The sequence below is a fragment of the Pseudomonas stagnisoli genome (genome assembly GCF_048595745.1).
Classification (GTDB): Bacteria; Pseudomonadota; Gammaproteobacteria; order Pseudomonadales; family Pseudomonadaceae; genus Aquipseudomonas; species Aquipseudomonas alcaligenes_A.
This window is the reverse complement of the sequence record NZ_CP184361.1, coordinates 2603797-2626125: the sequence shown is the minus strand read 5'-3', so window position 1 is coordinate 2626125 and position 22329 is coordinate 2603797. Positions and strand designations below refer to the sequence as shown.

At 65.0% G+C, this 22329-nt stretch carries 22 protein-coding genes and 4 tRNA genes; 19 read left to right on the top strand and 7 right to left on the bottom strand.

The genetic code is table 11. From position 1 onward, the window contains the following. The first annotated feature begins 2 nt into the window (after positions 1-2). The 5 genes from lolA to cysG all read left to right on the top strand — a co-directional run bounded on the left by lolA (position 3) and on the right by cysG (position 5200). Positions 3-629 carry an outer membrane lipoprotein periplasmic chaperone LolA gene (gene lolA / locus ACOAPY_RS12610; protein ID WP_021700234.1) on the top strand — a complete coding sequence of 209 codons (627 nt, stop codon included), beginning with the start codon at positions 3-5 and terminating at the stop codon, positions 627-629. A gap of 9 nt (positions 630-638) precedes the next feature. Beyond that, positions 639-1961 (top strand): replication-associated recombination protein A, encoded by a 1323-nt coding sequence (locus tag ACOAPY_RS12605; RefSeq protein ID WP_374323072.1) that lies wholly within the window; start codon positions 639-641, stop codon positions 1959-1961. Next, positions 1958-2329: a fluoride efflux transporter CrcB gene (gene crcB / locus ACOAPY_RS12600; RefSeq protein ID WP_203792141.1), complete on the top strand. Its 372-nt coding sequence runs from the start codon at positions 1958-1960 to the stop codon at positions 2327-2329. Before ACOAPY_RS12605 ends, crcB begins: the two co-directional genes overlap by 4 nt. Positions 2330-2471: 142 nt before the next feature. After that, positions 2472-3752 carry a serine--tRNA ligase gene (gene serS / locus ACOAPY_RS12595; RefSeq protein WP_465153480.1) on the top strand — a complete coding sequence of 427 codons (1281 nt, stop codon included), beginning with the start codon at positions 2472-2474 and terminating at the stop codon, positions 3750-3752. A gap of 71 nt (positions 3753-3823) precedes the next feature. Beyond that, positions 3824-5200, top strand: a complete 1377-nt coding sequence (cysG, locus tag ACOAPY_RS12590; RefSeq protein WP_465153479.1) for a siroheme synthase CysG — start codon at positions 3824-3826, stop codon at positions 5198-5200. Between the two features lie 2 nt (positions 5201-5202). Here the strand turns inward: cysG and ACOAPY_RS12585 are convergent, their stop codons facing one another. The 6 genes from ACOAPY_RS12585 to ACOAPY_RS12560 all read right to left on the bottom strand — a co-directional run bounded on the left by ACOAPY_RS12585 (position 5203) and on the right by ACOAPY_RS12560 (position 8315). Beyond that, the gene (locus ACOAPY_RS12585; RefSeq protein WP_465153478.1) at positions 5203-6177 is read right to left on the bottom strand and encodes a glycosyl transferase family protein; all 975 of its coding nucleotides are present in this window, start codon (positions 6175-6177) and stop codon (positions 5203-5205) included. Continuing rightward, a complete protein-coding gene (locus ACOAPY_RS12580) occupies positions 6174-6509 on the bottom strand; it encodes a TusE/DsrC/DsvC family sulfur relay protein (RefSeq protein WP_465153477.1) in 336 nt (111 codons plus the stop codon). Before ACOAPY_RS12580 ends, ACOAPY_RS12585 begins: the two co-directional genes overlap by 4 nt. Then, positions 6506-6805, bottom strand: coding sequence for a sulfurtransferase complex subunit TusB (gene tusB, locus ACOAPY_RS12575; protein ID WP_465153476.1), 300 nt, complete (start codon positions 6803-6805; stop codon positions 6506-6508). The genes ACOAPY_RS12580 and tusB overlap by 4 nt, the downstream gene beginning before the upstream one ends. Continuing rightward, positions 6805-7164 carry a sulfurtransferase complex subunit TusC gene (tusC, locus tag ACOAPY_RS12570; RefSeq protein ID WP_465153475.1) on the bottom strand — a complete coding sequence of 120 codons (360 nt, stop codon included), beginning with the start codon at positions 7162-7164 and terminating at the stop codon, positions 6805-6807. The genes tusB and tusC overlap by 1 nt, the downstream gene beginning before the upstream one ends. Further along, on the bottom strand, positions 7164-7556 hold the full coding sequence (gene tusD / locus ACOAPY_RS12565) for a sulfurtransferase complex subunit TusD (protein ID WP_465153474.1): 393 nt from the start codon (positions 7554-7556) through the stop codon (positions 7164-7166). Before tusD ends, tusC begins: the two co-directional genes overlap by 1 nt. Before the next feature lie 90 nt (positions 7557-7646). After that, a complete protein-coding gene (locus tag ACOAPY_RS12560) occupies positions 7647-8315 on the bottom strand; it encodes a Bax inhibitor-1/YccA family protein (RefSeq protein WP_076429093.1) in 669 nt (222 codons plus the stop codon). A 122-nt stretch (positions 8316-8437) separates the two neighbouring features. Here ACOAPY_RS12560 and ACOAPY_RS12555 point away from each other — a divergent pair. From ACOAPY_RS12555 to ACOAPY_RS12520, 8 genes are all read left to right on the top strand, one after another. Further along, positions 8438-8525, top strand: a tRNA-Ser gene (locus ACOAPY_RS12555). A 110-nt stretch (positions 8526-8635) separates the two neighbouring features. Next, positions 8636-9280 (top strand): response regulator transcription factor GacA, encoded by a 645-nt coding sequence (gene gacA / locus ACOAPY_RS12550; RefSeq protein WP_465153473.1) that lies wholly within the window; start codon positions 8636-8638, stop codon positions 9278-9280. A gap of 69 nt (positions 9281-9349) precedes the next feature. Then, on the top strand, positions 9350-11176 hold the full coding sequence (uvrC, locus tag ACOAPY_RS12545; protein ID WP_169919847.1) for an excinuclease ABC subunit UvrC: 1827 nt from the start codon (positions 9350-9352) through the stop codon (positions 11174-11176). A 33-nt stretch (positions 11177-11209) separates the two neighbouring features. Then, the gene (gene pgsA / locus ACOAPY_RS12540) at positions 11210-11770 is read left to right on the top strand and encodes a CDP-diacylglycerol--glycerol-3-phosphate 3-phosphatidyltransferase (protein ID WP_076429087.1); all 561 of its coding nucleotides are present in this window, start codon (positions 11210-11212) and stop codon (positions 11768-11770) included. A 66-nt stretch (positions 11771-11836) separates the two neighbouring features. Continuing rightward, a tRNA-Gly gene (locus ACOAPY_RS12535) sits at positions 11837-11912 on the top strand. Positions 11913-11955: 43 nt separating this feature from the next. Then, a tRNA-Cys gene (locus ACOAPY_RS12530) sits at positions 11956-12029 on the top strand. A gap of 124 nt (positions 12030-12153) precedes the next feature. Next, a tRNA-Leu gene (locus ACOAPY_RS12525) sits at positions 12154-12240 on the top strand. Between the two features lie 113 nt (positions 12241-12353). Continuing rightward, the gene (locus tag ACOAPY_RS12520) at positions 12354-12749 is read left to right on the top strand and encodes an MAPEG family protein (protein ID WP_076429085.1); all 396 of its coding nucleotides are present in this window, start codon (positions 12354-12356) and stop codon (positions 12747-12749) included. Positions 12750-12784: 35 nt separating this feature from the next. Here ACOAPY_RS12520 and ACOAPY_RS12515 read toward each other — a convergent pair whose 3' ends face one another. Then, positions 12785-13075, bottom strand: coding sequence for a hypothetical protein (locus ACOAPY_RS12515; protein ID WP_021700219.1), 291 nt, complete (start codon positions 13073-13075; stop codon positions 12785-12787). Positions 13076-13253: 178 nt separating this feature from the next. Here ACOAPY_RS12515 and ACOAPY_RS12510 point away from each other — a divergent pair, with 178 nt between their 5' ends. The 6 genes from ACOAPY_RS12510 to ACOAPY_RS12485 all read left to right on the top strand — a co-directional run bounded on the left by ACOAPY_RS12510 (position 13254) and on the right by ACOAPY_RS12485 (position 22327). Continuing rightward, entirely contained in the window at positions 13254-13730 is a 477-nt protein-coding gene (locus ACOAPY_RS12510) for a PaaI family thioesterase (RefSeq protein ID WP_021700218.1), read from the top strand. Further along, positions 13730-14176, top strand: a complete 447-nt coding sequence (locus ACOAPY_RS12505) for a PaaI family thioesterase (protein WP_021700217.1) — start codon at positions 13730-13732, stop codon at positions 14174-14176. Before ACOAPY_RS12510 ends, ACOAPY_RS12505 begins: the two co-directional genes overlap by 1 nt. 28 nt (positions 14177-14204) lie before the next feature. Further along, on the top strand, positions 14205-15455 hold the full coding sequence (locus ACOAPY_RS12500) for an MFS transporter (protein WP_465153472.1): 1251 nt from the start codon (positions 14205-14207) through the stop codon (positions 15453-15455). Positions 15456-15582: 127 nt separating this feature from the next. Then, positions 15583-17487 (top strand): molecular chaperone HtpG, encoded by a 1905-nt coding sequence (gene htpG, locus ACOAPY_RS12495; RefSeq protein ID WP_076582950.1) that lies wholly within the window; start codon positions 15583-15585, stop codon positions 17485-17487. Between the two features lie 164 nt (positions 17488-17651). Next, positions 17652-21326, top strand: a complete 3675-nt coding sequence (locus tag ACOAPY_RS12490) for a PAS domain S-box protein (RefSeq protein ID WP_465153471.1) — start codon at positions 17652-17654, stop codon at positions 21324-21326. Further along, positions 21323-22327 (top strand): HD domain-containing phosphohydrolase, encoded by a 1005-nt coding sequence (locus ACOAPY_RS12485; protein WP_465153470.1) that lies wholly within the window; start codon positions 21323-21325, stop codon positions 22325-22327. Before ACOAPY_RS12490 ends, ACOAPY_RS12485 begins: the two co-directional genes overlap by 4 nt. Positions 22328-22329 lie beyond the last annotated feature (2 nt).

Here is a 22329-nt window from a genome sequence, read left to right as displayed (position 1 = left end):
TCATGCGCCTGATCCGCATGCTGCTGCTGGCCGCGCTGGCCTGCAGCCCCGTTTTTGCCCATGCCGACGACGAGGCCGCGGTCAAGCGCCTGACGGGCTTGCTCGATCGCGCCCAGACCCTGAGCGGACGCTTCTCCCAGCTGACCCTGGATGGCAGCGGCACTCAGCTGCAGGAAACCTCCGGCCAGCTGGCGCTCAAGCGCCCGGGTCTGTTCCGCTGGCATACCGACGCGCCGCAGGAGCAGCTGCTGGTGTCCAACGGCCAGAAGGTCTGGCTGTATGACCCGGACCTGATGCAGGTGACCATCCAGACGCTGGATCAGCGCCTGACCCACACCCCGGCGCTGCTGCTTTCCGGTGACGTATCGAAGATCCGCGAGAACTTCGAGATCACCTTCAAGGAAGGCGGTGACGTGGTCGACTTCATCCTCAAGCCGAAGGCCAAGGACAGCCTGTTCGACAACCTGCGCCTGTCTTTCCGCAAGGGCATGATCAACGACATGCAGCTGATCGACAGCATCGGCCAGCGCACCAATATCCTGTTCCTCGGCGTCAAGATGAACGAGCAGCTGGATCCTGCACAGTTCGACTTCCAGGTGCCGGAAGGCGCCGACGTCATCCAGGAATAAGAGGCCCAGGTGGACCTGTTTCGCGCCGCGCCCGTCGCTCAGCCCCTGGCGGCGCGTTTGCGCGCCACCAGCCTGGACGAATACGTCGGCCAGGAGCACGTGCTGGGGCAGGGCAAGCCGCTGCGCGAGGCGTTGGAACAGGGCGCGCTGCACTCGATGATCTTCTGGGGGCCGCCCGGGGTCGGCAAGACCACCCTGGCCAAGCTGCTGGCCCAGGTGTCCGACGCGCATTTCGAGACGATTTCCGCCGTGTTGTCCGGCGTCAAGGAAATCCGCCAGGCCGTCGAGGTGGCCAAGCAGCAGGCCGCCCAGTATGGCCGCCGCACCATCCTCTTCGTCGACGAGGTGCACCGCTTCAACAAGAGCCAGCAGGATGCCTTCCTGCCCTATGTCGAAGACGGCACCCTGATTTTCATCGGCGCTACCACCGAGAACCCCTCGTTCGAGCTGAACAACGCGCTGCTGTCGCGCGCCCGCGTCTACGTGCTGAAGAGCCTGGACGAGGCGGCCATGCGCAAGCTGGTGGCGCGCGCGCTGGGCGAGGACAAGGGCCTTGGTAAGCGCAATCTCTCGCTGCCAGAGGAGAGCTTCCAGATTCTCCTGGCTGCCGCCGATGGCGATGGTCGGCGCCTGCTCAACCTGCTGGAGAATGCCGCCGACCTGGCCGAGGATGGCGGCGAGATGGGCCCGGAGCTGCTGCACAACCTGCTGGGCGACAGCCGCCGGCGTTTCGACAAGGGCGGCGAGGCCTTCTACGACCAGATTTCCGCGTTGCACAAATCGGTGCGCGGCTCCAACCCGGACGCCGCGCTGTACTGGTATGCGCGCATGATCGATGGCGGTTGCGACCCGCTGTACCTGGCCCGGCGCGTGGTGCGCATGGCCAGTGAGGATATCGGCAACGCCGACCCGCGGGCCCTGACCCTGTGCCTCAACGCCTGGGATGTGCAGGAGCGCCTCGGCAGTCCCGAGGGTGAGCTGGCGGTCGCGCAGGCCATCGTCTATCTGGCCTGCGCGCCGAAGAGCAATGCGGTGTACATGGGCTTCAAGGCGGCCATGCGCGAGGCGGCCGAGCACGGCTCGCTGGAAGTGCCGCTGCACCTGCGCAACGCGCCGACCAGGCTGATGAAGGAGCTGGGCTATGGCGAGGAATACCGCTATGCCCACGACGAGCCGGACGCCTATGCCGCCGGTGAGGACTATTTCCCCGAGGAGCTGGAGCCGCGTCGCTACTACGAGCCAGTGCCGCGCGGGCTGGAACTGAAGATTCGCGAAAAACTCGAACGCCTGGCCCAGCTGGACCGGCAGAGCCCGAGGAGGCGTCGCCCATGATGCAGGTCGTACTGGCCGTGGCCGCCGGCGGTGCCGCCGGCTCCGTTCTGCGTTTCCTTACCAGTGCCTGGGTGGTCGCGCACTGGCCGCGGCACTACTACCTGGCGACGCTGGCGGTGAATCTGGTCGGCTGCTTTCTGATTGGTCTTCTCTCGGCGCTGTTCCTGGCCCGCACCGACCTGCCGCTGGCGCTGCGTACCGGGCTGATCACGGGCGTGCTCGGCGGTTTGACCACCTTTTCCAGCTTCAGCCTGGAAGTGCTGCGGCTGTTCGAGAACGGCCAGCCGGGCGTGGCCATCGCCTATCTGCTGAGCAGCCTGCTCGGCGGTTTGCTGGCGGCCTGGCTCGGGATGCTGCTGGTGCGCTGAGCCGTCCTGCCTGTTGACTCGGCTCAGGCTCTGACCCATTCGTGGGCAAAAGGACTCGGCTTGGCGCGCCGAAGTCCGTAAACTTCGCCACATTCAAGACCGACCCTCCGTCGGCGTTCATCTGCTTGTTGGGACCTACACCATGCTCGATTCCAAACTCGTTCGCGGCCAGCTTGAAGAAGTCGCGGCGCGCCTCGCCACCCGTGGCTTCCAGCTGGACGTCGTGCGCTTCGAAGCTCTCGAAGCCCAGCGCAAGGCCGTACAGACCCGCACCGAACAGCTGCAGGCCGAGCGTAACGCCCGCTCCAAGTCCATCGGTCAGGCCAAGGCGCGTGGCGAGGATATCGCTCCGCTGCTGGCGGAAGTCGACAAGATGGGCAGCGACCTGGAGGAGGGCAAGCGCGAACTGGACAGCATCCAGATCGAGCTGGACAACCTGCTGCTGAACATCCCCAACCTGCCGCACGAGTCGGTGCCGGTGGGCGAGGATGAAGACTGCAACGTCGAGGTCTCGCGCTGGGGTACTCCGCGCAGCTTCGACTTCGAGATCAAGGATCACGTTGCCCTGGGCGAGCAGCACGGCTGGCTGGACTTCGAGACTGCCGCCAAGCTCTCCGGCGCCCGTTTCGCCCTGCTGCGCGGGCCTATCGCCCGTCTGCACCGCGCCCTCGCGCAGTTCATGATCAACCTGCACACCGGCGAGCACGGCTATGAAGAAGCCTACACACCTTACCTGGTGCAGGCCCCGGCGCTGCAGGGCACCGGCCAGCTGCCGAAGTTCGAGGAAGACCTGTTCAAGATCAGCCGCGAAGGCGAGGCGGACTTCTACCTGATCCCGACCGCCGAGGTGTCGCTGACCAACATCGTCTCCGGCGAAATCCTCGACGCCAAGCAGCTGCCGCTGAAGTTCGTCGCACACACACCGTGCTTCCGCAGTGAGGCCGGCGCCTCCGGTCGCGACACCCGCGGCATGATCCGTCAGCACCAGTTCGACAAGGTCGAGATGGTGCAGATCGTCGAGCCGAGCAAGTCCTTCGAGGCACTGGAAGGCATGACCGCCAATGCCGAGCGCGTGCTGCAGCTGCTCGAGCTGCCATACCGCAAGCTGGCCCTGTGCACCGGCGACATGGGCTTCTCCGCGGTGAAGACCTACGACCTGGAAGTCTGGGTGCCGAGCCAGGACAAGTACCGCGAGATTTCCTCTTGCTCCAACTGTGGCGACTTCCAGGCCCGCCGCATGCAGGCGCGCTACCGCAACCCGGAAACCGGCAAGCCGGAGCTGGTGCACACCCTCAATGGCTCCGGCCTGGCGGTGGGCCGCACCCTGGTGGCGGTGCTGGAGAACTACCAGCAGGCCGACGGCAGCATCCGCGTGCCGGAGGTGCTCAAGCCTTACATGGGCGGCATCGAGGTGATCGGCTAAGCCGATAGCACATGCACAATGGCGGGGTGGCGATGGCCACCCCGTTTTTTTACCTCGGGAGAGGCTGAGTCATGGATTTCCTTCCGCTGTTCCACAAACTCCAGGGGCGTGTCGTGCTGGTCGTCGGCGGTGGCGAGGTCGCGCTGCGCAAGGCGCGCCTGCTGAGCGACGCCGGCGGCCAGTTGCGTGTGGTGGCGCCGGAGGTGCGAGGCGAACTCGCCGCGCTGGCCGGCGAGGACCGCGTGCACCTGCGCGGTTATGAAAGCGCCGACCTGCAGGGCGTGGCCCTGGTGATCGCCGCCACCGATGACGAGCCGCTCAATGCGCGCATCTCGGCTGAGGCGCAGGCGCTGGGCATTCCGGTCAACGTGGTGGATGCGCCCGCGCTGTGCAGCGTGATCTTCCCGGCCATCGTCGACCGCTCACCGCTGATCGTCGCCATCACCAGCGGTGGCGACGCGCCGGTGTTGGCGCGGCTGATCCGCGCCAAGATCGAGACCTGGATTCCGTCCACCTATGGCCAGCTGGCCAGCCTGGCGAAGAAATTCCGCGAGCGGGTCAAGCAGCTGTTCCCCGACGTGCAGCAACGCCGGGTGTTCTGGGAGGATGTGTTCCAGGGGCAGATCGCCGAGAGCGTGTTCGCCGGCAAGCTGGGCGAGGGCGAACGCCTGCTCGAGGCCAAGATCGCCGGCGCCTCGCCGCGTGCGCTGGGTGAGGTGTACCTGGTCGGCGCCGGCCCGGGCGACCCCGACCTGCTGACCTTCCGTGCCCTGCGCCTGATGCAGCAGGCCGACGTGGTGCTCTATGATCGCCTGGTGGCTCCGCCCATCATCGAGCTGTGCCGCCGCGATGCCGAGCGCATCTATGTCGGCAAGCGCCGCGCCGAGCATGCGGTGCCGCAGGAGGAGATCAACCAGCTGCTGGTCGATCTTGCCAAGCAGGGTAAGCGCGTGCTGCGCCTGAAGGGCGGTGACCCCTTCATCTTCGGTCGTGGTGGCGAGGAAATCGAGCAACTGGCTGCCGAGGGCATTCCGTTCCAGGTGGTGCCGGGCATCACGGCAGCTTCTGGCTGCGCGGCCTATGCCGGCATCCCGCTGACCCACCGCGACCACGCCCAGTCGGTGCGTTTCGTCACCGGCCATCTCAAGGACGGCAGCACCAATCTGCCCTGGACCGACCTGGTCGCGCCTGGGCAGACCCTGGTGTTCTACATGGGCCTGGTCGGCCTGCCGCAGATCTGCCAGGCCCTGATCGACCACGGGCGGGCAGCCGACACCCCGGCGGCGCTGGTGCAGCAGGGCACCACGCAGAATCAGCGGGTATTCACCGGCACCCTGGCCAGCCTGCCGCAACTGGTGGCCGAGCACGAGGTGCACGCGCCCACGCTGGTCATCGTCGGCGAGGTAGTGACCCTGCGTGAGAAGCTGGCCTGGTTCGACAAGGGCTAGAGCTAGCGGCGCGCCTGCCAGATCACTTCGGCACGGGCGAACGCCGCATCGCGCGGCTCGCCCAGGCCGCGCAGTGCCAGGGCCAGCGTGCTGAGCACGGCCAGGCGGCCGTAGCTGTCCTCCACCTCGCCGCGCCAGAAGGCGAGCAGGTGCTGCGGGTCCAGGCTGTCCGGCTTGACGTGGCGCTGCGCCGACAGCGCCGGCCATTCCTCGTCCCAGTTCTCACCGTTCCCGGTGCCATACAGGCGGCAGATGCCGTCCGGGTTGACCTCGATCTCGCCGCCTTCGCCTTTGATCACGATGGCGTGATCGCCGAGCAGCTGGCTGGCCTCGCGGTGCACCGCCTGGTAACCGGGATGGAAGATGCTCTGCAGGCCGACGCGCGCCCCCAGCGGGTTGAGGATGCGTGCCAGGGAGTGGATCGGTGAGCGCAGTCCCAGGGTGTTGCGTAGGTCGATCATGCGCTGCAGCTGCGGCGCCCAGGCGCCCAGCGGGATAAAGGCCAGGCTGCGCTCATCCAGTGCCTCACCGACTTCGCTCCAGCTGCCGCACAGCGGAATCTCCAGCGTCTGCAGCAGTTGTTCGCTGTACAGGCGGCCGGCGGTATGAGCGCCACCGCCGTGGATCAGAATGCGCACGCCATTGGCCGCCAGGGCCTTGATCGCCAGTAGGTACCAGGGCAGGTGGCGTTTCTTGCCGGCATAGGTGGGCCAGTCGATATCCACGCGGATCGGCGGCGCCTGCAGGCGCGCACGGAGCGCTTCGGTAAAGCCGGCCAGCTCCTCGGCGCTTTCCTCCTTGTGCCGCAGCAGCATGAGGAAGGCGCCCAGTTGGGTGTCCTCGACCTGGCCGTCGAGCAGCATGCCCATGGCCTCGCGGGCTTCTTCGCGGGTCATGTTGCGCGCGCCGCGCTTGCCCTTGCCGAGGATGCGCACGAACTGGGCGAAGGGGTGTTCCGGCGGGGTGACGAGGTTCATAGGCAGTTCGTGGGTTTCGGCAGGCCGGCCAGCTTGGCGGCGAGTTTTGCGGGAGTGCCCTTGAACAGGCGGTTGAGGTGCAGGCTGTTGCCCTTGTCCGGCCCCAGCTTGAGGGCGACGTACTTGATCAGCGGGCGTGTGGCTGGCGACAGCTGAAACTCGGCGTAGAAACCGCGCAGCAGTTCGAGGATTTCCCAGTGGTAGGCAGTCAGCTGCAGTTCTTCGCGGGCTGCCAGTGCCTCGGCGGCGGCCGGCGACCAGTCGGCCAGCTCCACCAGGTAGCCGTCCTTGTCCAGGGCGATTTCGCGCCCGTCGATGTGCAGTGCTGTCATAGCCAGCTGTTGACCTTGGCGTAACGGCCACAGAGCTCGACAAAGGCCGGGTAGTCGATGACCTGGGCGCGGGGAGGCGCGCTGAGGGCGCGGGCCTGCAGGTCCTCTTCCAGTGCGTACAGGGCAATGCCGGCTGGCATCAGCTCCAGTGCCTGCAGCTGGGCGGTGCCGGGTTGCAGGGCGTAGACCGCATCGCCAGTCATCAACAGGCCGTCGTTGGCACCGAGCAGGCGCAGGCAGCTGCTCAGGCGGCTGTCGCTGAAGGGCGAGTGGGAAAGCAGGTGCAGGGTCGCCATCAGATCGTCACCACATGGTCGAAACGGTCGAGCAGCAAGGTCAGGGCGGCATCGTCCAGCGCCTGTGCCGGCAGGGCCAGCTGCGCTTCACCCAGGCCGCGCTCGCTCAGGCTACGGCCTGAGACATACAGCTCCTCCACGCCGAACAGCGGCAGGGCCTGCAGGTTGGCGGCCAGGTCCTTCTGCTGTAGCGCGGAGGGTTGCTGGCCGGCGACCAGCTGGAGCACGCCATCGTCGAGAAACAGCATGGCCAGTGGCAGGTCGAAGGCGCCGCCGGCCAGGGCGATGTCCAGCGCCTCACGGGCAGCCGGTCCGGCCCAGGGCGCCTGGCGGCTGATGATCAGCATCGACTTGCTCATCAGTGGCCTCCAAAACTGATCAGGCGATCGGCCAGTTGCGCCGCCTCATGCAGCTGGCCGAGGCCGGACAGCTCCCAGGGTGCCGCTAGGTTGGCTGCCGGCTTACCGTAGCGCTGCGCCTCTTCGGCATTGAGGACGCCGCGGCGCAGGGCGGCGGCGATGCAGACCACGGCGTCCAGCTGATGCTGCTGCACGAACTCGCGCCATTCGCGTGGCAGGTCGAGTTCGTCCTGTGGGCTCACCACATTGCCGGAGGCGCTGTGCACGCCATCCTGATAGAAGAACAGGCGAACGATCTCGTGGCCGCCGTCCAGCGCTGCCTGGGCGAAGCGCAGGGCGCGGCGCGAGGAGGGCGCGTGTGCGGGGGCGAAGAGGGCGATGGCGAACTTCATGGTGAATCTGCAGCCGTGATGATACCGCCATGATAAACGTCGAGGCATGAAAAAGCCCGCCGAAGCGGGCTTGTTCAGTGCCTGATCGAATCAGTCGTCGCTGCTCATGATGCCGAAGATCTGCAGCAGGCTGACGAACAGGTTGTAGATCGACACATACAGGCTAATGGTCGCCATGATGTAGTTGCGCTCGCCGCCGTGGATGATCGCGCTGGTCTGGAACAGAATGCAGACCGACGAGAACAGCACGAAGCCGGCGCTGATGGCCAGTTGCAGGCCGCTGACTTGGAAGAAGATGTTGGCCAGCGTGGCGCCCAGCAGGACAAAGAAACCGGCAGTGATGAAGCCGCCGAGGAAGCTCATGTCCTTGCGGGTGGTGAGCACATAGGCCGAGAGGCCGAAGAACACCAGGGCGGTCATGGCGAAGGCCGAGCTGATGACTTCACCGCCGTTGCTCATGCCCAGGTAGTGGTTGAGGATCGGGCCCAGGGTGTAGCCCATGAAGCCGGTCAGGGCGAAGGTGGTGACCAGGCCCCAGCCGGAGTTGCGCAGTTTGACGGTGGCGAAGAACAGGCCGTAGAAGGCGATCAGCACGACGAAGATGTTCGGGTAGACCGCATTCATCTGCATGGCCACGTAGGCCACCAGGCCACTGAAGGCCAGGGTGAGCGCCAGCAGGCCGTAGGTGTTGCGCAGCACCTTGCTGACTTCCAGCTGAGTCGCCTGCGTCTGGGCGAGTGCGTAATCCTGTTCGTGCATGATGTCCCTCCTGAGGGGGTGAAAATCCGTAGTCGGGTCGATCATAACAGAGCGCATCCGGCTGCCAATCGTCAGAGTTTGACAGTGTGTTGCGTTCGGGTAGTATGGCGGCCCGCGAATGCGGAGGTGTGGCCGAGTGGTTTAAGGCAACGGTCTTGAAAACCGTCGATGGGCAACTATCCGTGAGTTCGAATCTCACCGCCTCCGCCATCTTTTCTCGACCTTTGATCCGCCAAGCACGGTTTTCTGGCGTTTGCTTTCTGGCGGTTTTGCGCCAAGCTAGGTTCTTATCTTGGCTGTTTGGGGCAGCGAGGTGTCGCTTGATTAAGGTGCTGGTGGTCGACGACCACGATCTGGTGCGTACGGGCATCACCCGCATGCTGGCCGATATCGATGGCCTGCAGGTGATCGGCCAGGCCGATTCCGGCGAGGAAGCCCTGAAGAAGGTGCGCGAGATCAAGCCGGACGTTGTCCTGATGGACGTCAAGATGCCCGGTATCGGCGGCCTCGAAGCCACCCGCAAGCTGCTGCGCAGTCATCCTGATCTGAAAGTCGTCGCGGTTACCGCCTGCGAGGATGACCTGTTCCCCACTCGCCTGTTGCAGGCCGGTGCTGCCGGTTACCTGACCAAGGGCGCGGCGCTGGAGGAGATGGTTCAGGCCATCCGCATGGCGTTTGCCGGTCAGCGCTACCTCAGCCCGCAGATCGCCCAGCAACTGGCGCTCAAGTCCTTCCAGCCGAACAGTGGTGGGTCGCCCTTCGATCTGCTGTCCGAGCGCGAAATCCAGATCGCCCTGATGATCGCCAACTGCCAGAAGGTACAAACCATCTCCGACAAGCTCTGCCTGTCGCCGAAGACGGTGAATACCTACCGCTACCGCATCTGCGAGAAGCTCTCGATCACCAGCGACGTCGAGCTGGCGCTGCTGGCGGTGCGTCACGGCATGGTCGACGCCGCCGGCTGACAGCCTTGGGTAAGCGATGAAAGAGGACGTAAACTGCGTCCTCTTTTTCTTTCTGGCCTGCTCGTTGCGATGACCGCTGCTGCTTTCGACTCTTCTGCCTTTCTCGCCACCTGCAGCGGCAGGCCGGGCGTATACCGGATGTTCGATGAGCAGAACCGGCTGCTCTACGTCGGCAAGGCATCGAACCTGAAAAAGCGCCTGGCCAGCTATTTCCGCAAGACCGGCCTGGCGCCCAAGACCGCAGCACTGGTGGCGCGGATCGCTCAGGTCGAGACCACCATCGTAGCCAACGAGACCGAGGCGCTGTTGCTGGAGCAGACGCTGATCAAGGAATGGCGTCCGCCCTACAACATCCTGCTGCGCGACGATAAGTCCTACCCCTACGTGCTGCTCTCCGACGGCGACTACCCGCGCCTGGGTATTCACCGCGGCGCCAAGTCGGCGAAGGGGCGCTATTTCGGCCCCTATCCGAGTGCCGGAGCCATCCGCGAGAGCCTCGCGCTGCTGCAGAAGACTTTCCTGGTGCGCCAGTGCGAAGACAGCTACTTCAAGAACCGCACCCGGCCTTGCCTGCAGTACCAGATCAAGCGCTGCAAGGCGCCCTGCGTCGGCCTGGTGGAGCCGGCCGAGTACGCCGAGGATGTGCGCCACTCGGTGATGTTCCTGGAGGGGCGCAGCAACGCTCTGGCCGATGAGCTGTCCGCCGCCATGGAGCACGCGGCGATGGGGTTGGAGTTCGAGCGCGCCGCCGAACTGCGTGACCAGATATCGCTGCTGCGCCGGGTGCAGGACCAGCAGAGCATGGAGGGCGGCAGTGGCGATGTGGATGTGATCGCGGCCGTGGTCAATCCGGGCGGCGCCTGTGTGCATCTGATCAGTGTGCGCGGCGGCCGTGTGCTGGGCAGCAAGAACTTCTTCCCGCAGGTGGGCATCGAGGAAGAGGGCGGCGCCGTATTGATGGCGTTTCTCGCGCAGTACTACCTGTCCAGTCACGAGCGCGACATGCCGAGCGAGCTGATCGTCAATGTCATGCACGAGGATCTGCCGACCCTGGCAGCGGCCGTCGCCGAGCTGCGCGGGCGTGAAATCGCCATCAGCCACCGGGTTCGCGGCACGCGGGCGCGCTGGCAGCAGCTGGCGCTGACCAACGCCGAACAGGCGCTGGGCGCACGCCTGGCCAATCGCCAACATGTGGCAGCGCGTTTCGAGGCGCTGGCCGAGGCGCTGGATCTGGACGAGCCGCCGCAGCGCCTGGAGTGTTATGACATCAGTCACTCCAGCGGCGAGGCGACGGTGGCCTCCTGCGTAGTATTCGGGCCGGAGGGGCCGCTGAAGTCCGACTATCGGCGCTTCAATATCGAGGGCATCACCGCGGGCGACGACTATGCGGCGATGCACCAGGCGCTGACCCGGCGCTTCAGCAAGCTGAAGGACGGCGATGGCAAGCTGCCGGATATCCTGCTGGTGGACGGTGGCAAGGGGCAGATGGCCATGGCGCGCGAGGTGCTGCAGGAACTGGCGGTGCCGGAGCTGATCCTGCTCGGCGTGGCCAAGGGCGTAACCCGCAAACCGGGCCTGGAAACCCTCTACCTCAATGATGCCGAACATGAATTCACCCTACCGGCCGACTCGCCGGCGCTGCACCTGATCCAGCAGATTCGCGACGAGGCGCACCGTTTCGCCATCACCGGCCATCGCGCGCGGCGTGGCAAGGCGCGGCGCACGTCCAGCTTGGAGGAGGTGGCCGGAGTCGGACCCAAGCGTCGGCGCGAGCTGCTCAAGCATTTCGGCGGGCTGCAGGAGCTCAATCGCGCCAGCATCGATGAAATCGCCAAGGCGCCGGGCATCAGTAAAAAGCTGGCCGAGTCGATTTATGCGGCCCTGCACAGCGAGTAGAATGCGCGCTCAATTCGCTGGCCAGTGGTCCCGATGAACATCCCCAATCTGCTCACCGTACTGCGCGTCGCCCTGATTCCAGTCTTCATTTTGTTCTTTTATCTGCCGTTCTCCTGGAGCTATTGGGCAGCCAGTGCTGTGTTCGCTCTGGCGGCGATCACCGACTGGTTCGACGGCTACCTAGCCCGCCGCTGGGAGCAGAGCACGCCATTCGGCGCCTTTCTCGACCCGGTAGCCGACAAGCTGATGGTGGCCGTGGCGCTGGTACTGCTGGTGGAAGAGCATGCCAACCTGTGGCTGAGCCTGCCGGCGGTGATCATCATCGGTCGCGAGATCGTGGTGTCCGCATTGCGCGAATGGATGGCCGAACTGGGCGCGCGCGCGCAGGTGGCTGTATCGCGGCTTGGCAAGTGGAAAACCGCCGCGCAGATGGTCGCCCTGGTCATCCTGCTGGGCAATCCGCCGCAGCTCACTGTCTGGGTCGGCATGGGGTATGTACTGCTGATCATCGCCGCCGCGCTTACCCTGTGGTCCATGTTGCAGTACCTGTTGGCCGCCTGGCCGCACCTCAGCATCGACGCGGAAAAGAAATAAAGTATTTTTGAATCAAGGGGTTGACGAGGCGCGGTGAATCTATAAAATGGCGCCCGTCACCAAGACGCGGGAATAGCTCAGTTGGTAGAGCACGACCTTGCCAAGGTCGGGGTCGCGAGTTCGAGTCTCGTTTCCCGCTCCAGTTTGTTGACGTTGACGCCGCGGTAAGCGGCGTCTTCGTTTGAGGCCGATTAGCAGAGTGGTTATGCAGCGGATTGCAAATCCGCGTACATCGGTTCGATTCCGGTATCGGCCTCCACTATAGAAAAGCCCCGTAGGTTGTTGATCTACGGGGCTTTTTGTTTGCATCGGCCAAGCTTTTCTCAGCCTTGCCGGGCTGGCGCGGGCTGTATATAGTCCAGCCCTCGCTTCACAGCGCTACCGCCCGAATGGCGAAATCGGTAGACGCAGGGGACTTAAAATCCCTCGCCAGCAATGGCATGCCGGTTCGAGTCCGGCTTCGGGCACCATCCTCGCTGTTCCTCTCCAGGCATTCGCCCAATCCAGCGGTTGCGACTTGCCGCACTTCGATTTGCTCTCCATGCTGCAGGGTCAAACCCTAGGCGATCAAGGAGAGACCTTCATGACACTACCCCTGTGGTGCCTGTTCTTCAGTGCGGTGCTGATCTTCCTGGCCAAGATCCCGGTGGCCAAGGCCATGGCGACGGAAGGAGGAGGGCGCTATGACAACCATCATCCTCGCGCCCAGCAGGCGCGCCTGACGGGGTTCGGGGCGCGTGCCCTGGCGGCGCACCAGAACAGCTTCGAGGCCTTTCCATTGTTCGCCGCGGGCGTGCTGGTCGCGCATGTGACCCAGAGCCAGGGTGTGCTGGTGGATGCTGCCGCCGTGCTGTTCGTGATCGCCCGGGTGCTGTACCTGCTGCTGTACTGGATCGACCTGGCCTGGCAGCGCAGCCTGGTCTGGGTGGTGGGGCTGCTCTGCAGCCTGTTGCTGATGCTCAGTCCGGCGCTGGCCTGAATAGCAGAAGGCCCGCAATTGCGGGCCTTCTGGTTTTACTGAGCGTCGATCGCATCCTTGGCTTCGTCGCCGGCTTCCTCGATGGCATCGGCCGCCTTGCCTGCCGCGTCTTCGACTTTCTCGCCGGTGGTCGGCTCCTTGCCCAGCACCTCGTCGGTCTTCTGCTCGATGGCCGCGCCGGTGTCCTTGGCCGCCTCGCCAAGGGACTCCATGGCCTCGGACGCATTTTCCTTGGCCGACTCCACCTTGTCTTCGGCGGACTGTTCGCAAGCGGCCAGGCCCAGCATGGCGGCCAGCAGCAGGGCATAGGTGAATGGTTTGCTCATGTCGTCTCTCCTTTACTGACGGGACTATTCTGAATCCTCACTTAGGAGGGCGGCGGAGCGGCCAAAGTTCCGCCGCATCCGGCCAAGCGTGCGCTGGGTCACGTCTCGAGTGCTGTGTGCGGAGTTGTTCGAGGGGGTATCATGCGCGCCTTTTGCAACATCGCCAGGAACTGCAGTCATGAGCGATAACCCTGTTCTAGAGCGTGCCGAGCGCTTCCTTTCGGCCCTGCGCCACTGCCAGGTGCTGGGCATGAGCGTGCACGCAGCCAAGCCCGAGGGGCTGACCCTGCGCCTGCCCTACAGCACCCAGATCATCGGCAATCCCGAGACCGGTGTGATTCATGGCGGCGCCATTACCACGCTGATGGACACCACCTGCGGCATCTCCACCGTCTGCGTGCTGCCGGAGTTCGAAATCTGTCCGACCCTCGACCTGCGCATCGACTACATGCGCCCGGCCCAGCCGCACAAGGACGTCTACGGCTTCGCCGAGTGCTACCGGGTGACCGAGAACGTCATCTTCACCCGTGGCTATGCCTATCAGGACAACCCCGACGAGCCCATCGCCCATGTGGTCGGTGCCTTCATGCGCATGGGCAAGGGCGCTCAGGGCGACAAGGACCTCAAGCGCGAGATTCAGGGAGGTGCCGCCTGATGGCCGCTCTGAACCTCAATACCCTGGTGCGAGAAGCCCACGAGAAGAACGATTACGATGCCCTGATCAGTCTGATTCCCTATGCCAAGCTGATCGGCATCGAGTGCCTGCGCCTGGGCGACGACATGGTGTTTCGCCTGCCGGCGAGCAAGGACAACATCGGCAACCCGATCCTGCCGGCGCTGCACGGCGGGGTGATCGCCGGCTTCATGGAGCACGCTGCCATGCTCCACCTGCTGATGTTCATGGGCATCCCGCATTTGCCAAAAATCATCGACTTCTCGATAGATTACCTGCGCGCCGGTCATTATCGTGACACCTACGTTCAGTGCCAGGTCTGGCGCCAGGGGCGTCGGGTGGCCAACGTCGCCATGACGGCCTGGCAGACCAGTCAGAGCGAACCCATCGCCACGGCTCGCGCCCACTTCAAGGTCGACGAGCCCTGATCGAAGCGACAATAACAAGGAATACCGAATGGACGCGTTGCTGATCCTCGGCGGCCTGCTGCTGATCCTGGCTGGCCTGGTCTGGCTGGTGATGCTGGCCTTCTCCACCAGCCTGTTGTGGGGCTGGGGCAGCCTGATTCCGCCGGTCACCCTGATCTATGTGCTGCGTCACTGGCGCACCGCGCGCAAGGCCGTGGGCCTGCTGGCCCTGGGCTGCATCCCGCTGATCGTCGGCCTGACCCTGCTGGCCGCGCATGACGCCGCGCGCCTGGAGGCGATTCTCAGCCTGCGCTGGCTGAAGGAGCCGGCCAAGGCGCCGGCCGAGCTGGATATCGCCCTGCACGGCGAACTCAACGGTCATTCCTTCGCCCCGCAGTACGCCGAGCTGATCGACGGTGTGCTGGTGCTGCGCGAAGGCGATGACTTCTTCGCGCGGCGTGAAGTGAAGATTCGCCTGCCCGAGGCGCAGAAGGGGCCGGTGCGGCTGGATGTGCTGCCCGGTGACGAGGGGCGCCTGCCGGAGGTGGAGGTCAGCTGGCTGTTGCCCGAGCAGGACCTGCCCGAGGCGCGTCGGTTGAGCAAGGGCTATACCCTGCACCTGGACCTGCAGGCGCTGCCGCCGAACAAACTGCAGGGCGACTTCCACCTGGTGCTGCCGCCATCCTTCAAGACCAGCCTGAGTGGGCGCCTGGAGCTGTTCGCCGACCGCCTGCGCTACAAGGACGGCCGCCTGGACACCCACTTCGACTCCCGCGAGACAGTGGCCAAGGTGATCGAGGACCATCTGCAGCGCCGCTTCGCCACCCGCCTGGTGCAATTGGCAGAGTTGCCGGACGTGAGTTTCCCGGCCACCCAGCTGCCCTTGACGGTGCAGGCTCGAATCAACGGCGCCGAGCAGAATCTGGCGCTGGTGCTGGAGAAGGGTGCGCTGGGCTGGCGGGTACAGGGCGACAACTATCCCGCACTGGCCGAGCCGCGGCGCATTGAGGCGACCAAGCCGGCTGTTGCGGAAGAGGCGCCACAGTCGCAGAGCGCGAGGGCTCCTCTGGATCGTCGTCAACGCTTCTCCCTGGCGCGCCTGCAGCGCAACCCGGAGCAGTACCGCAACCTCAGCATGCGCGTGAGCAAGGCCGGCGGTGGCACGGTGGAAGGGCGCTTCGTCGGCGTGGAAGGCGACGGCAGCATCAGCCTCACCCAGCAGCTGGGCGGCGGTGGCGGTGTGGCCAGCTTCAGGTTCAAGCCGGACGAAATCGCCCGCATCGAGCTGCTTGAACCCTAGAACCGGGTTGCGTCCCTCGACGAGGGTTTGTCGCGCAGACAAACCCTTGAAATCTCTCCCGAACTCCCCATCTGTAGGACATCCGCCGCAATCACGCGGCCTGTCCTGCATGTGGAGTTCGACGACCATGAGTGTGGAAACTCAAAAAGAAACCCTGGGCTTCCAGACCGAGGTGAAGCAGCTGCTGCACCTGATGATCCATTCCTTGTATTCCAACAAGGAAATCTTCCTTCGCGAGCTGATCTCCAACGCCTCCGACGCCGCCGACAAGCTGCGTTTCGAGGCGCTGGCCAAGCCCGAGCTGCTTGAAGGCGGCGCCGAGCTGAAGATCCGCCTGTCCTTCGACAAGGACGCCAAGACCGTCACCCTCGAGGACAACGGCATCGGCATGAGCCGCGAGGAAGTGGTCGCGCACCTGGGCACCATCGCCAAGTCCGGCACCGCCGACTTCATGAAGAACCTCACCGGTGACCAGAAGAAGGACTCGCACCTGATCGGCCAGTTCGGCGTGGGCTTCTACTCGGCCTTCATCGTTGCCGACCAGGTGGATGTCTACACCCGCCGTGCCGGGGCCGCCGCCAGCGAGGGCGTGCACTGGTCGAGCAAGGGCGAGGGCGAGTTCGAAGTCGCCACCGTCGACAAGGCCGAGCGCGGCACCCGCATCGTCCTGCACCTGAAGAGCGGCGAAGAAGAGTTCGCCGATGGCTGGCGCCTGCGCAACATCGTCAAGAAGTACTCCGACCACATCGCCCTGCCGATCGAACTGCCGAAAGAGCACTACGGCGAGGAGCAGGACAAGCCGGCCGAAACCGAATGGGAAACCGTCAACCGCGCCAGCGCGCTGTGGACCCGTCCGCGTACCGAGGTCAAGGACGAGGAATACCAGGAGTTCTACAAGCACGTCGCGCATGACTTCGAGAACCCGCTGAGCTGGAGCCACAACAAGGTCGAGGGCAAGCTGGAATACACCTCGCTGCTCTACGTGCCGGGCCGCGCACCGTTCGACCTGTACCAGCGCGAAGCACCGCGCGGCCTCAAGCTGTACGTACAGCGCGTGTTCATCATGGACCAGGCCGACGAGTTCCTGCCGCTGTACCTGCGCTTCATCAAGGGCGTGGTCGACTCCAACGACCTGTCGCTGAACGTCTCCCGCGAGATTCTGCAGAAGGACCCGGTGATCGACTCGATGAAGTCCGCGCTGACCAAGCGCGTGCTGGACATGCTGGAGAAGCTGGCTAAGAACGAGCCCGAGCAGTACAAGCAGTTCTGGAAGGCCTTCGGCCAGGTGCTCAAGGAAGGCCCGGCGGAAGACTTCGCCAACAAGGAGAAGATCGCCGGCCTGCTGCGCTTCGCTTCCACCCAGGGCGACGATGGCGAGCAGATCGTCGGCCTGGCCGACTACATCGGCCGCATGAAGGAAGGCCAGGACAAGATCTACTTCCTCACCGGCGAGACCTTCGCGCAGATCAAGAACAGCCCGCACCTGGAAGTCTTCCGCAAGAAGGGCATCGAAGTGCTGCTGCTGACCGATCGCATCGACGAGTGGCTGATGAGCTACCTGACCGAGTTCGACGGCAAGCACTTCGTCGACGTGGCGCGCGGCGACCTGGACCTGGGCAAGCTGGACTCGGAAGAGGACAAGAAGGCCCAGGAAGAAGTCGCCAAGGCCAAGGAAGGGCTGCTGGAGCGCCTCAAGGGCGCGCTGGGCGAGCAGGTTGCCGAGGTGCGCGTGTCGCACCGCCTGACCGATTCGCCGGCGATCCTGGCCATCGGTGAGCAGGACCTCGGCCTGCAGATGCGCCAGATCCTCGAGGCCAGCGGGCAGAAGGTGCCGGAGTCCAAGCCGATCTTCGAGATCAACCCGGGCCACCCGCTGATCGAGAAGCTGGATGCCGAGGCCGACGAGGACCGCTTCGCCGACCTGTCGCACATCCTCTTCGACCAGGCAGCCCTGGCTGCCGGCGACAGCCTGAAGGACCCGGCCAGCTACGTGCGCCGCCTCAACAAGCTGCTGGTCGAGCTGTCCGCCTGATCTGCCCAGCTGTGAAAAAGCCCGCTTCGGCGGGCTTTTTCATGGGTGCGACAAATAGCGCTGGAGCTTGCCGGGCAGTGACTATTTAATGGCGATTCGCGCTGCATGTCCGATTTCGGCCGATACTGCGGTATCGCGCCCCGTTCAGGGTGGTCTCCCGCCGCATGTCGTACCTGATCAAACTGTTTCTTCTCGATAGTGATCCCAGCCTGCTGCTGTTCGGCACCTACAACCCCTGGCTGGTGGTGCTGTCGCTGGTCGTCGCAACCTTCACCTCGGGCATGGCGCTGCAGCTGGCCGGCGTGGCGCGTATCAGCCGCAGCCCGCTGTACCGGGAGCTGGCGCTGGCCACCGGTGCGGTGGCGCTGGGCGGCGGCGTGTGGGCCATGCACTTCATCGGCATGCTGTCCCTGCAATTGTGCGCCACGGTGCGCTACGACCCGGTGATCACCTGCCTGTCCGTGCTGCCCAGCCTGGCGGCGTCGCGGGTCGCACTGGGCCTCCTGGCGCGCCGCGTGGTCAGCCCGCTGCAGCTGATCGTCGGTGGCGTGCTGGTCGGCGGCGGCATCGGCACCATGCACTACAGCGGCATGGCGGCAATGCAAATGGCGCCCCTGCTGCGTTACGACCCCTGGATGTTTGCCCTGTCGATCCTGGTGGCCGTGCTGCTAGCGATCATCGCCCTGTGGGTACGTTTCGGCCTGCGCGGGCGCATGAGCAGCCAGGCGGCCATCGTCATCGGTGGGGTGGTCATGGGCTTGGCCATCAGCGGCATGCACTACACCGGCATGGCGGCGGCGCGTTTCGTTGGTGCACAGGAGTTCGCAGAGCCGCGCGGCGTCGACGGCGGCTTCTACCTGGCGCTGGCCGTGGCCATGGCCACCCTGACCCTGAGCGTGGCGGCCGGTGCGGTGAATGGCCTGCTGCGCTATCGCCAGCTGTTCACCCAGCTGGAGGCTGGCAAACGTCACCTCAATTCGCTGCTGGATGCCGCTTTCGAGGCGATCTTCACGGTCGACCACCAGGGCATCATCCGTTCGGTCAGCCGGGCGGTGGAAGGGCTGTATGGCTGGCGGCCCGATGAACTGGTCGGGCGCCACATGTCGGTGCTGATGACCGAGGAGCAGTCGCATGCCTTCGGCGATGCGCTGCAACGCTACGTGGCCAGCGGCACGTCGCAGCTCAGCGGCAGCGAGCTGGAACTCACCGGCGTGGCCAAGGACGGGCGCCTGATCCCGGTGCGCCTGAGCATCGGCATCAGCGAGTACGAAGGCAGGCCCTGGTTCGTCGTGTTCGTCGCCGACATCAGCCAGCGCAAGCAGATGGAGCAGGCCCTGCGTGACAGCGAGCAGCAGTACCGCTCGCTGATTCGCAACATTCCCGGCGTGTCGTTCCGCTGCCTGCTGGACGCCGAGTGGACCATGCTGTTCATCAGCGATGCAGTGGAGCCGCTGACCGGCTGGCCAGCCGAGGACTTCATCCGCCGGCGCAAGTCGTTTGCCGAGCTGTATCACCCGGATGACGTGCAGCGGGTGGCAGAGGAGGTCGGTCTTGCCATCGCCGAGGGACGCAACTACGTCATCGAGTACCGGCTGTTCGATCGCCAGGGGCGTGAGCACTGGATCTGGGAGAGCGGCAGTGCCGTACTCGACGAACAGGGCATGCCGCGCTGGATCGACGGCGTACTGCTCGACCAGACTGAAACCAAGCAGCGCAATGCCGAGTATGAAGGCAAGGTCACGGCCATCAGCAAGGCCATGGCCATGATCGAGTTCGATCTGCAGGGCAATGTGCTGGCGGCCAACGAAAACTTCCTCGACCTGTTCGGCTATGGCCCGGACGAGGTGCTCGGCCAGCATCACTCGCTGTTCTGCGACCCCGCCCACGTCCAGAGCGAGACCTACAGCTGCTTCTGGAGCGACCTGCGGCGGGGCAAGTTCCGCCAGGGCGAATACCGGCGTCTGGCCAAGAATGGGCGCGAGGTGTGGATCCAGGCGACCTACAACCCGATCCTCAATCTCGACGGCAAGCCGTTCAAGGTGGTCAAGCTGGCTACCGACCTGACCCCGCGCCGACTCATGGAGCAGGAGCTACGCACCGCGCGTGACCGCGCCGAGCAGGCCGCTGCCGCGCGGAGCAGCTTCCTGGCCAACATGAGTCACGAGATCCGTACGCCGATGAACGCCATCATTGGCTTTACCGAGCTGCTGCTCGATACCGCACTGGAAGAGACCCAGCGCCGCCACCTGCGCACCGTGCAGCAGGCCTCGCGCTCGCTGCTCGGCTTGCTCAACGACATTCTCGATACCGCCAAGCTGGATCGTGGCGCCATCGAGCTGGAAAGCCTGGATTTCTCGCTGCGCGAGCTGTGTGAGCAGGTCTGCGATACCCAGCGGCTGACGGCCGAGCGCAAGGGGCTCGAGCTGCGTCTCGACTACGCCGAGGCGTTGGGCGACTACTTCAAGGGTGACCCGCTGCGCTTGCAGCAGGTACTGAGCAATCTGCTGGGCAATGCGGTGAAGTTCACCGAGCGCGGTGAGGTGCGTCTGCAGGTGACCGGCACGCCGGGCGCGCTGCGCCTGATTGTGCACGATACCGGCATCGGCATCGCTGCCGATCGCCTCGAACGTATCTTCGATCCCTTCGCCCAGGCCGATGCCTCGATGAGTCGGCGTTTTGGTGGCACCGGCCTGGGTACCACCATTTCGCGCCAGTTGGTGGAGCTGATGGGTGGGCGCATTCGTGTCGAGAGCGAGCTGGGCGTTGGCAGCCGCTTCACCGTCGAGCTGCCGCTGTCGGCCGGCCAGGGTATCGAGCGCCCGCGTGAGCGCCGCCAGGCCCCGCGCTTGCCGCCGCTGCGGATTCTGGCGGCTGACGATGTGGCACAGAACCTGGAGTTGCTGGTGCTCAACCTCGAGCGCCTGGGACACCAGGTGGCCACGGTCGCCGATGGCGAAGCGGCGGTCGAGCGGTTCACCCGCGAGCCTTTCGACCTGGTGCTGATGGACGTTCAGATGCCCGGCACCGATGGCCTGGAGGCCAGTCGGCGGATTCGTGCCTGGGAACAGCGCGAGCAGCGCGTGCCGGTACCGATCATTGCCCTCACGGCCAGCGTACTCGACCGCGATCGCCAGGACGCGCTGGATGCTGGGATGAACGGTTTTGCCGGCAAGCCTCTGGAGATGTCCGCGCTGGTGGCGGAGATGTCCAGTGTCCTCGGGCTGGCGGGTACCGCGCAGGCGGCGCCGACTGCCAACGACAGGACGCAGGGCTTGTTCGATTGGGTGCGGGGCGCCCGCCTGTGGGGCGGGCCGTTGCAGATGGCGGCGGCTATCGCCCGTTTCCTCGAGGAACAGTCCGATCTCGAACCGCTGCGCGCGGCCCTGCAACAGAAGGATTTCAATGGTCTGGAGCAACTGGCGCATCGCCTGCGGGGTGTGGCCGGCAACCTCGGCCTGGTCAAGCTGAGCCAGGCGGCCTTCAATCTGGAGCAGGCTGCCCATGCTGGCGCCGCGGCGCGCTGCAGCGCGCTGATCGAGGCCTGGGCCGAGGCGTTCGCTGCGGTGCGCACGGCCTTGCCGCTGCAGCCCGAAGCCGCTGCCATGTCGGTGACGAGTGTCGATACCGCGCAACTGCTACTGGCGCTACAAAGCCTCAGCGCCGAACTGGAGCGCGGTGGTCTTGACGAGGCCGCGCTGCGCCTGCTGGAGCAGGGCCTGCCGGAAGCGCAGAACGAAATGCGTGCCGTGCGCCAGGCCGTGGATGATTTCGAATTCGAACAGGCGCTGGAGCATTTGCGTGCGGTGCGCCAATTGTTGTCGCGGGAGACTGCCGAGTGAACCAGACATCTACCCAGGACCGCCGCCCGCAACTGCTGGTGGTTGATGACGAGCCGGCCAACCTGCAGGTGCTGCGGCATATCCTGCAGGAGGACTATCGGCTGCTGTTTGCCAAGGATGGAGCCAAGGCGCTGGAGCTTGCCGCACGAGAGAAGCCCGAGCTGATCCTGCTGGATGTGATGATGCCGGGAATGACCGGTTACGGAGTCTGTGCGCAGCTCAAGGCGACACCGGCGACGTCCACCATTCCGGTTATCTTCGTCACCGCCCTGGCGGATGTCGAGGACGAGGCGCAAGGCTTCGCCGTCGGCGCCGTGGACTACATCACTAAGCCGGTCAGCCCGGCCATCGTCAAGGCGCGGGTAAGAACCCACCTGTCACTGGTGCGGGTTGAGGAGCTGCGCGAGACCCGCCTGCAGATCGTCCAGCGCCTGGGCCTGGCGGCCGAATACAAGGACAACGAGACCGGCCTGCACGTCATCCGCATGAGCCACTACAGCCGTGTGCTGGCATTGGCAGCCGGTTTCAGCGAAGCGCAGGCCGAGGAACTGCTGAATGCCGCGCCGATGCACGACGTGGGCAAGATCGGCATTCCCGACGCCGTGCTGCGCAAGCCCGGCAAGCTGGATGGCGAGGAGTGGGAGGTGATGAAGCAGCACGCGCAGATCGGCGCGGACATCATCGGCGAACACCCTTCGGGCCTGCTGCGCATGGCGCGGGAGATCGCTCTCAATCACCATGAGAAGTGGGATGGTAGCGGTTATCCGCGCGGCATCAGTGGCGCCGAGATTCCCGTCGAGGCACGTATCATCGCCATCGCCGATGTATTCGATGCGCTGACCAGCGAACGGCCGTACAAAAAGGCCTGGCCGGTGGAGGAGGCCGTTCAGCTGCTGCGTGAGCAGAGCGGGCGGCATTTCGATCCCGAGCTGGTGGAGCTGTTCCTCGGCCAGCTGCCGGCCATTCTCGAGATCAAGGAGCGCTGGGCCGAGCGCGACTAGGG

Excerpts from the sequence above, each read along its gene's own strand:
- tusC (WP_465153475.1), bottom strand. The coding sequence starts at position 7,164 with ATGAGCAAGTCGATGCTGATCATCAGCCGCCAGGCGCCCTGGGCCGGA.
- htpG (WP_076582950.1), top strand. The coding sequence starts at position 15,583 with ATGAGTGTGGAAACTCAAAAAGAAACCCTGGGCTTCCAGACCGAGGTG.
- ACOAPY_RS12500 (WP_465153472.1), top strand. The coding sequence starts at position 14,205 with ATGGACGCGTTGCTGATCCTCGGCGGCCTGCTGCTGATCCTGGCTGGC.
- ACOAPY_RS12490 (WP_465153471.1), top strand. The coding sequence starts at position 17,652 with ATGTCGTACCTGATCAAACTGTTTCTTCTCGATAGTGATCCCAGCCTG.
- uvrC (WP_169919847.1), top strand. The coding sequence starts at position 9,350 with ATGACCGCTGCTGCTTTCGACTCTTCTGCCTTTCTCGCCACCTGCAGC.
- ACOAPY_RS12510 (WP_021700218.1), top strand. The coding sequence starts at position 13,254 with ATGAGCGATAACCCTGTTCTAGAGCGTGCCGAGCGCTTCCTTTCGGCC.
- ACOAPY_RS12580 (WP_465153477.1), bottom strand. The coding sequence starts at position 6,509 with ATGACAGCACTGCACATCGACGGGCGCGAAATCGCCCTGGACAAGGAC.
- tusB (WP_465153476.1), bottom strand. The coding sequence starts at position 6,805 with ATGGCGACCCTGCACCTGCTTTCCCACTCGCCCTTCAGCGACAGCCGC.
- ACOAPY_RS12520 (WP_076429085.1), top strand. The coding sequence starts at position 12,354 with ATGACACTACCCCTGTGGTGCCTGTTCTTCAGTGCGGTGCTGATCTTC.
- crcB (WP_203792141.1), top strand. The coding sequence starts at position 1,958 with ATGATGCAGGTCGTACTGGCCGTGGCCGCCGGCGGTGCCGCCGGCTCC.
- pgsA (WP_076429087.1), top strand. The coding sequence starts at position 11,210 with ATGAACATCCCCAATCTGCTCACCGTACTGCGCGTCGCCCTGATTCCA.
- lolA (WP_021700234.1), top strand. The coding sequence starts at position 3 with ATGCGCCTGATCCGCATGCTGCTGCTGGCCGCGCTGGCCTGCAGCCCC.
- tusD (WP_465153474.1), bottom strand. The coding sequence starts at position 7,556 with ATGAAGTTCGCCATCGCCCTCTTCGCCCCCGCACACGCGCCCTCCTCG.
- cysG (WP_465153479.1), top strand. The coding sequence starts at position 3,824 with ATGGATTTCCTTCCGCTGTTCCACAAACTCCAGGGGCGTGTCGTGCTG.
- ACOAPY_RS12585 (WP_465153478.1), bottom strand. The coding sequence starts at position 6,177 with ATGAACCTCGTCACCCCGCCGGAACACCCCTTCGCCCAGTTCGTGCGC.
- ACOAPY_RS12505 (WP_021700217.1), top strand. The coding sequence starts at position 13,730 with ATGGCCGCTCTGAACCTCAATACCCTGGTGCGAGAAGCCCACGAGAAG.
- serS (WP_465153480.1), top strand. The coding sequence starts at position 2,472 with ATGCTCGATTCCAAACTCGTTCGCGGCCAGCTTGAAGAAGTCGCGGCG.
- ACOAPY_RS12515 (WP_021700219.1), bottom strand. The coding sequence starts at position 13,075 with ATGAGCAAACCATTCACCTATGCCCTGCTGCTGGCCGCCATGCTGGGC.
- ACOAPY_RS12560 (WP_076429093.1), bottom strand. The coding sequence starts at position 8,315 with ATGCACGAACAGGATTACGCACTCGCCCAGACGCAGGCGACTCAGCTG.